Consider the following 11,219-nt stretch of genomic DNA (forward strand, 5'->3'; position numbering starts at 1 on the left):
AACGGCAACAGGCTCTATAGTTTCTGGCACTGTCGTTTTGCTCACTACAACAATAACAAACGGACTTGCTCATGATCAGACAGACGTTGGCTGTACCGCTTGCCGGCTGCTTGCTCGCTATGGCCTGCACCCAGGCGATCGCGGCGCCCAACCCCTATTCGAATTTCATCGTCTTCGGCGATAGCCTCAACGATGCCGGGCAGTTTACCGACACGGGCGGCCCTCCCGGCTCGACCCTGCGCTTCACCAACCGGACCGGACCGGTTTACCAGAACGGCAGCGGCGAAGTCTATTCCGCCAACTCGACGCAATTGCTGGGCGGAAGGCTGGGGTTTTCACCGGACCAGACGGCTGCTTCAACCTCGGCGGCACGCGCGAACCAGGGTCTGCCGGACGGTAACAACTGGGCCGTTGGCGGATATCGCACCGACCAGATCCTCACCTCGATCACCAGCGTATCCGCCACGGGTGAACGCACACGCTCGGGCTATCTGCCGACAAACAACTTCAGCGCCGATCCGAATGCGCTGTATTACATTTCCGGGGGCGGGAACGATTTTCTTCAGGGACGTGTACAAAGTGGCGCTCAGGCGAATGCCGCTGCGGATCGACTGGCCAACAGCGTCCAGGTTCTGCAAACCGCCGGAGCCCGGTACATTATGGTCTGGCTGCTGCCCGACCTGGGTTTGACGCCCGCCATCAATGGCACGCCCCAGCAGGCACCCACCTCACTACTGAGCTCTGCCTTCAACCGGCAACTGGTCACCCGTCTCGCGGGGATCGATGCCGAAATCATCCCGTTGAACATTCCGCTGCTGTTGCAGGAAACCTTCGCCGATCCGGCTCGATTCGGTTTTGCTACAGGCCAGAACCTGACGGCGACTTGCTTCAGCGGTAACAGCTGCACCGAAAACGCTACGTATGGCATCAACAGTGCCACCCCGGACCCCAGCAAGCTGATTTATAACGATGGGGTTCATCCGACCGAAGCCGGGCAAAAGCTGATTTCCGACTATGCCTATTCCTTACTGGCAGCGCCTTGGGAGCTGACGTTGTTGCCGGAAATGGCCCACGCTACCTTGCGTGCGCACCAGGATGAACTGCGCAGCCAATGGCAATCGGACTGGGATAACTGGCAAGTGATCGGCCAATGGCGCGCCATTGTCGCCGGTGGTGGGCAGCATCTGGATGTCGATAGCCAAAGCAGCGGAGCCAGCGCCGACGGCGACGGTTACAACCTGAATATCGGCGGCAGCTATCGTCTCAATGACGCCTGGCGCGTCGGTGTGGCGGCGGGTTTCTATCGTCAGAACCTGGAAGCAGGCAATAACGATTCGGACTACAAACTCAACAGCTACCTGGCCACCGCCTTCGCTCAGTTCCAGCAGAATCGCTGGTGGGCCGATGCCGCGTTGACCGGCGGTAAGCTGGATTACGACAACCTCAAACGCAAATTCGACCTGGGTGCCAGCGAAGGCGCGGAGAAAGGCGATACCGATGGCGATCTCTGGGCCTTCAGCACTCGCCTTGGCTACGACATTGCGCAACCGGGCAGCGAGTGGCACCTGTCGCCGTTCATCAGCGCCGATTACGCAAAAGTGGAAGTCGACGGCTACTCGGAAAACAGCACTCGTTCCACAGCGCTGACCTTTGACGATCAGACTCGCGATTCAAAACGTCTGGGTGCCGGTCTGCAGGGTAAGTATCAGATCACCAAGCAGACTCAAGTGTTCGGCGAATACGCGTATGAGCATGAATACGAGGATGACACTCAGAAAGTAAACATCGCGCTCAACAGCCTGCCGTCCCTGGACTTCAAACTGGACGGCTATACACCGCAAAGCCACTTGAATCGCGTGAGCCTGGGGGTCAGCCACAAGTTGACGGCCGATCTGGCGCTGCGTGGCGGATACACGTTCCGCAAGGATGATGACTTTACCCAGCAAGGGCTTACCGTTGGGGTTGCGCTGGACTTCTGATCCGGCAAACAGCAGGCACAAAAAACGCGGCGCCCTCACAGGTGCCGCGTTTTTTTATGCTGGTGAAGTCTTTGTGGGAGCGAGCCTGCTCGCGAAAGCGGTGGGTCAGACAACATCAATGTTGACTGTGCTGGCCTCTTCGCGAGCAGGCTCGCTCCCACAGGTTTTGCGTGAACTCAGCTTGCCGGGGTTTGCTCGGCCAGGGCCACCGCACGGAACATCGCGCGGCGCTTGTTCAGGGTTTCTTCCCATTCCAGCGCCGGTACCGAGTCGGCAACGATGCCGCCACCGGCCTGCACGTGCAGTTCGCCGTTCTTGATCACCGCGGTGCGGATCGCGATCGCGGTGTCCATGTTGCCGTTCCAGGCGAAGTAGCCGACCGCGCCGCCGTAGACACCACGCTTGACCGGCTCCAGTTCGTCGATGATTTCCATTGCGCGAATCTTCGGGGCGCCAGACAAGGTGCCCGCCGGCAGAATCGCCCGCAGTGCGTCCATCGCTGTCAGCCCGGCCTTCAATTGACCGGTGACGTTGGAAACGATGTGCATCACGTTGGAATAACGCTCGATGACCATTTTTTCGGTGAGTTTCACCGAACCGATTTCCGAGACCCGACCGGTGTCGTTTCGGCCCAGGTCGATCAACATCAAGTGCTCGGCAATTTCCTTGTCGTCGGACAGCAGGTCTTTTTCTAGTGCCAGGTCGGCCTCTTCGTTGGCGCCGCGCGGACGGGTGCCGGCGATGGGGCGCACGGTGATCAGGTTGTCTTCGACCCGCACCAGCACTTCCGGCGAACTGCCGACGACGTGGAAGTCGCCGAAGTTGAAGAAGTACATATAAGGCGTCGGGTTGAAGCAACGCAGCGCGCGGTACAAGTCGATGGGCGCAGCCTTGAAGTCGATCGACATGCGCTGGGACGGCACGACCTGCATGCAGTCGCCGGCCAGGATGTATTCCTTGATGGTGTCGACGGCTTTTTCGTAATCGTCCTGGGTGAAGCTCGAACGAAATACCGGATCAGCAGACTGTTGTTTGCTGAAATCCAGGCCACGGCGCGGGGTGATCGGCTGACGGAGTTTTTCCAGCAGCTCTTCCAGTCGTGCCTGACCTTGCTCGAAGGCTTCTGCTTGCGACGGATCGGCCAGGACAATCGCATGCATCTTGCCGGCGAGGTTGTCGAATACCACTACCGCGTCAGAAACCATCAGCAGAATGTCCGGCACGCCCAACGGATCCGGGTTCGGGCACTTGCCCAGACGCTTCTCCACGTAGCGCACGCAGTCGTAACCGAAGTAACCCACCAGACCGCCATTGAAACGCGGCAGGCCAGGGATGGTTGGCACGTTGTAGCGAGCTTTGAATGCTTCGACGAAGGCCAGTGGATCTTCAGCTTCGTGGCTTTCGATCTCGACGCCGTCATGGGTCACGCTGATGTGATGGTCGTGAACCCGCAGCACGGTACGGCACGGAAGGCCGATGATCGAGTAACGGCCCCACTTCTCCCCGCCCTGCACCGATTCCAGCAGGTAGGAGTTGGGCTCGTCGGCCAGTTTCAGGTAGATCGACAGCGGTGTGTCGAAGTCGGCCAGGGTTTCGCAGGCAAGCGGGATGCGGTTATAGCCGGCAGCGGCCAAACGCAGGAATTCTTCGCGGATCATGGGGTAACCTCGTGGCTTGAGGGTCTAACAGTCAGGAATGCAAACGCGCCGGTATGCCGGCCAGGAACAAGTCAGGCGCGCCAACGCCAGCGGGCCAGGGCCTTGATGACTTTCATCCAGAGTTTGCGAGTGACCACCACGATGGCGTTTCCAGAAGGGGGTTGAACAGCGTCGGGCAACGTTATCTCAGCGGCCGGATCCAGGCAACCGGGAATTAACTTGCGCAGATCGTCGATCACCAGCGCCGGCGACTCTTCGGCAATCGGCCGGCCATGGTTATAGCCGTAACTCAGTGCCACGCATTTGACCCCCGCCGCTTTTGCCGCCAGCACATCGCTGCGCGAATCGCCGACGAACAAGGATTGCGACGCCGGGATGTTGGTCATTTTCATCACGAAGAACAGCGCTGCCGGGTCCGGCTTTTTCTGTGGCAGGGTGTCGCCGCCGATGATCAAGCGGAAATAACGACCGATTTTCATCTGGTCCAGCAGCGGCGCGACGAAGCGCTCCGGCTTGTTGGTGATCAGCGCCATCTCTACACCCTGCTTGTGCAGCCATTTCAGGGTGTCGCGCACGCCGGGGTAGACCACCGTCAGCGCGTGACCGTCCTCATAAAAGCCGTTGAACAACGTCAGGGCATGCTCAGCTTCGACCTCATCGACACCCTCGGCGTCGATGTGGTTGGCCAAGGCCCGGCGCACCAGTACGTGCACGCCGTTGCCCACCCACTCACGCACCGATGCGATACCAGCAGGTTGACGCCCGAGTTTGAGCAGCATGTTATCCACAGCCGCTGCGAGGTCGGGGACCGAATCGACCAGCGTGCCATCCAGATCGAACATCACCAACCGCGGCAGAGACCCCGGGAACAGCTGCTCAAAGCCACTCATGGGCGAGCCAGCGCCAGTTCGGAACGCATCTTTTCAATCACCTCTTGGTAGTTCGGTGCATTGAAGATCGCCGAGCCGGCGACGAAGGTGTCAGCGCCAGCAGCGGCGATTTCACGAATGTTGTTCACGTTCACGCCGCCGTCGATTTCCAGGCGGATGTCACGGCCGGAAGCATCGATCAGTGCCCGCGCTTCACGCAGCTTGTCGAGGGTGCCGGGGATGAACTTCTGCCCGCCGAAGCCCGGGTTGACGCTCATCAGCAGGATCATGTCGACCTTGTCCATCACGTACTTGAGCACGTCCAGTGGGGTCGCCGGATTGAACACCAGGCCCGACTTGCAGCCGCCCTCGCGGATCAGTTGCAGGGAACGGTCAACATGCTGGCTGGCTTCCGGGTGGAAGGTGATGTACGTCGCGCCGGCCTCGATGAAATCACCCACGATGCGGTCCACCGGGCTGACCATCAGGTGCGCGTCGATCGGCGCGGTCACGCCGTACTTACGCAGTGCGGCACAGACCATCGGGCCGATGGTCAGGTTCGGCACGTAGTGGTTGTCCATGACATCGAAGTGCACGAAGTCGGCACCGGCGGCCAGGACGTTGTCCACTTCTTCACCCAAGCGGGCGAAGTCGGCGGAGAGAATCGACGGAGCAATGACGAAGGGCTGCATGACGCACCTTTTTTGAGCAGAATCACGATGGCGCGCATTGTATACCGCATGCTTTGAAGCGCGCACCGTGACGCGATAATCAGTAGGCCGCGCGGTAGATCTTCTCGATATCGACGGCACTCAATTTGCGCGGATTGTTGCGCATCAAACGCTCAATCCCCGCAGCTTCTACCGCCATGGCCGGGATCGCGTCCTCGGGAACGCCGAAGCTGTGCAGGCCCGCCGGGATTTCCACCGCGGCGCACAGCTCGGTCATCGCCTCCACGGCTTTGTCGGCCGCGTCGTCGGCGCTCAGATGAGCGGTCTTCACCCCCATGGCCTCGGCGATATCCTGCATGCGCTCCACGCAGGCCATTTTGTTCCAGGTCATGACATACGGCAGCAGCAAGGCGTTGCTGACGCCATGGGCAATGTTGTAACGGCCGCCCAGCGGGTACGCCAGCGCGTGCACCGCGCCGACCCCGGCATTACCAAACGCCATACCGGCCATCAGGCTGGCGGTGGCCATGTCTTCGCGGGCCTGGAGATTGGACGGATTGGCGTAAGCCTTCGGCAGCGCCTTGGCGATGAGCTTGATGGCGCCGATGGCCAGTGCGTCGGTAATCGGTGAGGCGTTCAGCGACAGATAGGATTCGATGGCGTGCACCAGTGCATCGACGCCACTGGCGGCAGTGACACTGCGCGGACAGGTCAGGGTCATTTGTGGACTGACCAGCGCCACGTCCGGTAATAGATAGTCGCTGACGATGCCTTTCTTCAGCTGCGCGACCTTGTCGGAAAGGATCGCCACGTTGGTGACTTCCGAGCCGGTACCGGCGGTGGTCGGAATGGCGATTAGCGGCGGGCCTTTGCGCGGCACCTGATCGATGCCGAACAGATCCTCCAGCGCCCCGTGATAGCCGGCGTAGGCCGCGACACTTTTAGCGATGTCGATGGCACTGCCACCGCCCAGGCCGATCAGTCCGTCGTGCCCGCCCTCGCGGTAGACCCGCATGCAGTCTTCGACGATGGCGATTTCCGGGTCTGGCAATACACGGTCGAAAATTTCGTAGGTTCGGTCGCCCAGCTGCGCCAGCGCCAGCTCGACCGTGCCGGACTTGACCAGTGCGGCATCGGTGACGATCAGAGGGTTGTCGATGTCCAGGCGTGTCAGTTCAGCCGCCAACTGCTCGATGGCACCTGCGCCGGTGATCAGTTTGTGAGCGATTTTGAAAGAGGAAAGACTCATGTGCGCAGCCTCTTATAGATAGGGGAGCTGGGCACAAGAGTAGCTGGATATTGGGGTTTGTCTGCTATTCAGGCCATGAATGACCAGAGATCTCGAACACCGCACAAAACCCCTGTAGGAGCTGTCGAGTAAAACGAGGCTGCGATCTTGTGATCTTAAGAAATCAAGATCAAAAGATCGCAGCCTCGTTTTACTCGACAGCTCCTACAGGGACAGCGTCAGACCTGGGCGGTACGCAGTTTTTCGCTACGGCCGCGCAGCCATTCCAGGGTCAGCAGCAGGATCACCGAGAAGGCAATCAGCAACGTCGCCGCCGCCGCGATGGTCGGGCTGAGGTTTTCGCGGATGCCGCTGAACATCTGCCGTGGCAATGTCGCTTGTTCAGGTCCGGCGAGGAACAGCGTCACCACCACTTCATCGAACGAAGTCGCGAAGGCAAACAGCGCACCGGAGATCACGCCGGGGGCAATCAGCGGCAGTGTCACCCGACGGAACGCCGTCAGCGGCGAAGCACCGAGGCTGGCAGCAGCGCGCACCAGGTTCTGGTTAAACCCCTGCAACGTCGCCGACACCGTGATGATCACAAACGGCACACCCAACACCGCATGCACCACGATCAGCGAGAAGAAGCTGTTACCCAGCCCCAGTGGCGCGAAGAACAGATAGCTCGCCACACCAATGATCACCACCGGCACCACCATCGGCGAAATCACCAGCGCCATCACCAGCGCCTTGCCGCGAAAGTCGCCGCGGGTCAGACCAATGGCCGCCAACGTACCGAAAATCATCGCCAGCACCGTGGCCGCCGGGGCGACGATGATGCTGTTCTTCAACGCACGCATCCATTCCGCCGAAGCGAAGAAGTCGTGGTACCACTGCAGCGAGAAACCTTGCAGCGGGTACACCAGGAAACTGCCTGAGTTGAACGACAGCGGAATGATCACCAGCACTGGCAGGATCAGGAACAACAGAATCAAGCCGCAGAGAATCCGCAAGCTGTAGAACCACACCCGTTCAATGGGCGACATATAAGGACTCAGCATTTCGTTCTCCCCTTAGCTCAGGCGCAGGCGACTGGCGCCCACCAGCCAGCTGTAAATCAGATAAAGCACCACGGTCGCCAACAGCAGCAGCCCACCGAGTGCGGTCGCCATGCCCCAGTTGATGCTGGTGTTGGTGTAGAAGGCGACGAAGTAACTGACCATCTGATCGTTCGGGCTGCCCAGCAAGGCCGGGGTGATGTAGTAGCCGATGGCGAGGATGAACACCAACAGGCAACCGGCGCCGACACCGGCATAGGTCTGCGGGAAGTACACCCGCCAGAAACTGGCGAACGGGTGGCAGCCGAGGGAAATCGCGGCGCGCATGTAAGTCGGCGAGATGCCTTTCATTACGCTGTAGATCGGCAGAATCATGAACGGCAGCAGGATGTGCACCATGGAGATGTAAACCCCGGTGCGGTTGAACACCAGCTCCAGCGGTTTATCGATGATGCCCATGGCCATCAGGCCGCTGTTGATCAAGCCACCCGATTGCAGCAACACGATCCACGCGGCGACCCGCACCAGGATCGAGGTCCAGAACGGCAACAGCACCAGAATCATCAGCAGGTTGCTTTGGCGTGATGGCAGGTTCGCCAGCAAGTACGCCAACGGATACGCCAGCACCAGGCAGATCACGGTGATGATCAAACCCATCCAGAACGTGCGGGCGAAGATGTCGAGGTAGATCGCCTGGTCCGGGGTAGCCGGGGCCACTTCACCGAGGTCGTCGATACGGTGGTCGACCGCCGCCAGCAGGTAGTACGGGGTAATGCTGCTGGTGTTACGGCGCACCGCTTGCCAGTAGGCCGGGTCGCCCCAGCGCTCGTCGAGACCTTCCAGCGCTTCTTTATAAGAGGCCGGTTCGGTGGCGAACGGTAAGGCACGTGCGGTTTTGGTCAGGAGGCTACGGTAGCCGGCCAACTCCATGTTCAAGCGCTTGGACAGGTCGCCCAAGGTCTGATTCTTGCGGGCTTCAGCCAGGTCTTCGCTGGCGGCCTTGTAAACCGGTTCAGCGGGCAGGCCTCGGCCATCCCAACTGGCGATAGCCGACACGGTGCGCGGCATGCCGCCCACCACTTCCGGGTTACCGACACTTTTGTAGAGCAGCGCCACGATTGGCACCAGGAACACCAGCAACAGAAACAGCACCAACGGCGCGATCAAGGCTTGTGCTTTCCAGCGGTTGATCCGCTCGGCGTGCTTGAGCCGCTGCTTCAAGGTGGGGTCGGTGCCCGCGTTCAGGGGAATGGCGGTGGCCATGGCGTACTCCGGAAATCTTTGATCGTTGCAGAGGCATACAAACAACCTGTAGGAGCGAGCTTGCTCGCGATGGGGGCGTTACATTCAACATCAATGTTGACTGACCCACTGCTATCGCGAGCAAGCTCGCTCCCACAAGGATTGCGGTGTTCAAACCACAGGGTCGTGCTTACTTCGCAGCCCAGGAATTGAAGCGCTGTTCCAGTTGCTCACCGTTGTCAGCCCAGAAGCTGACGTCGATCTGCACCTGGTTGGCGATGTTTTCCGGGGTGGTCGGCATGTCTTTCAGGACATCCTTGGCCAGCAACGGTACGGCTTGAATGTTGGCCGGGCCGTAGGCGATGTTTTCCGAGTAGGTCTTCTGCTGCTGCGGCGCCACCGAGAAAGCGATGAATTTCTTCGCCGCTTCAGCGCGTGCTTTATCCAGACCTTTCGGGATGGCCCATGCGTCAAAGTCGTAGATACCGCCGTTCCACACGACTTTCAGGTTGCTTTCTTTCTGCACGGCAGCGATCCGGCCGTTGTAGGCCGAGCTCATGACCACGTCGCCGGAAGCGAGGTACTGCGGCGGTTGCGCGCCGGCTTCCCACCACTGGATGCTTGGTTTCAGCTCATCAAGCTTCTTGAACGCGCGGTCCTGACCATCCTTGCCGGCCAGTACTTTGTAGACGTCTTTCGGCGCAACGCCGTCGGCCATCAGAGCGAATTCCAGGGTGTACTTGGCGCCTTTGCGCAGGCCACGTTTGCCCGGGAATTTCTTGGTGTCCCAGAAATCCACCCAGCCGGTCGGTGCGGAAGCCAGTTTGTCGGCGTTGTAGGCCAGCACGGTCGACCACACGAAGAAGCCCACGCCGCATGGCTGGATGGCGCCTTTGACGTAGTCTTCGGACTTGCCGAACAACTTCGGATCAAGCTGCTCGAACATGTCTTCATCGCAACCACGGGACAGTTCTGGCGATTCAACTTCTACCAGGTCCCAGGACACGCTCTTGGTGTCGACCATGGCTTTGACCTTGGCCATCTCGCCGTTGTACTCGCCAGCCACGATCTTGCCGTTACCTGCCGCTTCCCACGGTGCGTAGAAGGCTTTGACCTGCGCCGCCTTGTTCGCCCCGCCAAAGGACACCACGGTCAGGTCCGGGCCCGCCGCCATTGCGTGTGCCGCGCCGATCATGCCCATGACCAAAGCGGTGAATTTCAGGGATCTCAACATTTATTGTTCTCTCCACGTGCAGGGTTGGTGTTGTTGAAGCAGGGGGGCGATCAATGCGCCTCTAGAAGTGGGTCGAGCGCGCGAACGTGTTCGACCTGCCAGCCAAGCGGTACCACGTCGCCGACGGCCAGCGCGGGATCGAGCTCGGCAATCGGTTGTTTCACAAAAAAATCGGTCTTGCCGCAGACTTCCAGGCGAACCCGGACGTGGTCGCCCAGATAGATGAATTCCGCCACCCGCCCGGAGAAGCGGTTGACGCAGGACTCGCTGGAGCCGTTGAGGCTGACGCGTTCCGGGCGAATCGACAGCGTGACGGGTTCGCCGGTCTTGCCGACGTTGACCGCCAGCGCTTCAACCTTTTCACCACGACCGAGTTCGACGATGCAGCGGTCGCCGGTCTGGCTGTGCAAGCGGCCATTGAGGCGGTTGTTCTCGCCGATGAAGTTGGCGACGAAGGTGTTTTTCGGCTCTTCGTAGAGGGTGCGCGGCGGCGCGATCTGCTGGATTTCGCCCTGGTGGAACACCGCCACACGGTCGGACATGGTCAGGGCTTCGCCCTGGTCGTGGGTCACGTAGACCACGGTCACGCCGAGGCGCTGGTGCAGGTGCTTGATTTCCATCTGCATGTGTTCACGCAGCTGTTTGTCCAGTGCGCCGAGGGGTTCGTCCATCAGCACCAGTTGCGGTTCGAACACCAACGCGCGGGCCAGGGCCACACGCTGTTGCTGACCACCGGACAGTTGCGCCGGGTAACGCTGGGCGAAGGTGTCGAGCTGAACCATGCTCAGGACTTTTTTGACCTTGTCGCTGACATCGCTCTTGTTCAAGCCGCGCACAGTCAGCGGGAACGCCAGGTTCTCGGCCACCGTCATGTGCGGGAACAATGCGTAGTTCTGGAACACCATGCCGATGTCGCGTTTGTGCGGCGGCACGTTGTTGATGGAACGCCCGGCCAGCTGGATTTCGCCTGCGGTCGGCGTTTCGAAACCGGCGAGCATCATCAGGCTGGTGGTCTTGCCGGAGCCGGACGGGCCGAGCAAGGTGAGGAATTCGCCTTTGCGAATCTCCAGGTTGAGGTCTTTGACGATCAGGTTCTCGCCGTCGTAGCTTTTTTGTACTCCACGAAAGCTGACCAGAATATCGCTGGCCCCTGCGTTTGTATCGACCTGGCTCATACCCACACCTTTGTTGTGATGACTGCTGTGGACTAAGCCTAGTGGACGCTGCCGACCACGCAAATCGGGGCGCAGGAGAGAATGGCCTCAGCCGGATGGAAG

General features: G+C 60.1%; 9 protein-coding genes. 1 reads left to right on the forward strand and 8 read right to left on the reverse strand.

Annotation, left to right across the window (positions count from 1 at the left end; all coding sequences use genetic code 11):
- Positions 1-71 precede the first annotated feature (71 nt).
- A complete protein-coding gene (gene estP, locus WLY71_RS20385) occupies positions 72-1,979 on the forward strand; it encodes an esterase EstP (RefSeq protein ID WP_347804974.1) in 1,908 nt (635 codons plus the stop codon).
- A 176-nt stretch (positions 1,980-2,155) separates the two neighbouring features.
- On the opposite strand, the gene trpE is transcribed toward estP, so the two are convergent.
- The 8 genes from trpE to WLY71_RS20425 form a co-directional block, all read right to left on the reverse strand.
- Positions 2,156-3,637: an anthranilate synthase component I gene (gene trpE, locus WLY71_RS20390; protein WP_347804975.1), complete on the reverse strand. Its 1,482-nt coding sequence runs from the start codon at positions 3,635-3,637 to the stop codon at positions 2,156-2,158.
- Between the two features lie 71 nt (positions 3,638-3,708).
- A complete protein-coding gene (locus WLY71_RS20395; RefSeq protein ID WP_347804976.1) occupies positions 3,709-4,527 on the reverse strand; it encodes a phosphoglycolate phosphatase in 819 nt (272 codons plus the stop codon).
- On the reverse strand, positions 4,524-5,198 hold the full coding sequence (gene rpe, locus WLY71_RS20400) for a ribulose-phosphate 3-epimerase (RefSeq protein ID WP_008027088.1): 675 nt from the start codon (positions 5,196-5,198) through the stop codon (positions 4,524-4,526). The genes WLY71_RS20395 and rpe overlap by 4 nt, the downstream gene beginning before the upstream one ends.
- 79 nt (positions 5,199-5,277) lie before the next feature.
- On the reverse strand, positions 5,278-6,426 hold the full coding sequence (locus tag WLY71_RS20405) for an iron-containing alcohol dehydrogenase (RefSeq protein WP_347804977.1): 1,149 nt from the start codon (positions 6,424-6,426) through the stop codon (positions 5,278-5,280).
- 218 nt (positions 6,427-6,644) lie between these two features.
- Entirely contained in the window at positions 6,645-7,469 is an 825-nt protein-coding gene (locus WLY71_RS20410; protein WP_347804978.1) for an ABC transporter permease, read from the reverse strand.
- A 12-nt stretch (positions 7,470-7,481) separates the two neighbouring features.
- Positions 7,482-8,729: an ABC transporter permease gene (locus tag WLY71_RS20415; RefSeq protein ID WP_347804979.1), complete on the reverse strand. Its 1,248-nt coding sequence runs from the start codon at positions 8,727-8,729 to the stop codon at positions 7,482-7,484.
- Between the two features lie 169 nt (positions 8,730-8,898).
- Positions 8,899-9,942 carry an ABC transporter substrate-binding protein gene (locus WLY71_RS20420; RefSeq protein ID WP_347804980.1) on the reverse strand — a complete coding sequence of 348 codons (1,044 nt, stop codon included), beginning with the start codon at positions 9,940-9,942 and terminating at the stop codon, positions 8,899-8,901.
- Positions 9,943-9,992: 50 nt separating this feature from the next.
- Complete coding sequence (locus WLY71_RS20425; RefSeq protein WP_347804981.1) at positions 9,993-11,117, reverse strand: ABC transporter ATP-binding protein; 1,125 nt, start codon at positions 11,115-11,117, stop codon at positions 9,993-9,995.
- Between the last annotated feature and the right edge of the window lie 102 nt (positions 11,118-11,219).

This window comes from Pseudomonas rossensis (assembly GCF_039888995.1).
Classification (GTDB): domain Bacteria; phylum Pseudomonadota; class Gammaproteobacteria; order Pseudomonadales; family Pseudomonadaceae; genus Aquipseudomonas; species Aquipseudomonas rossensis.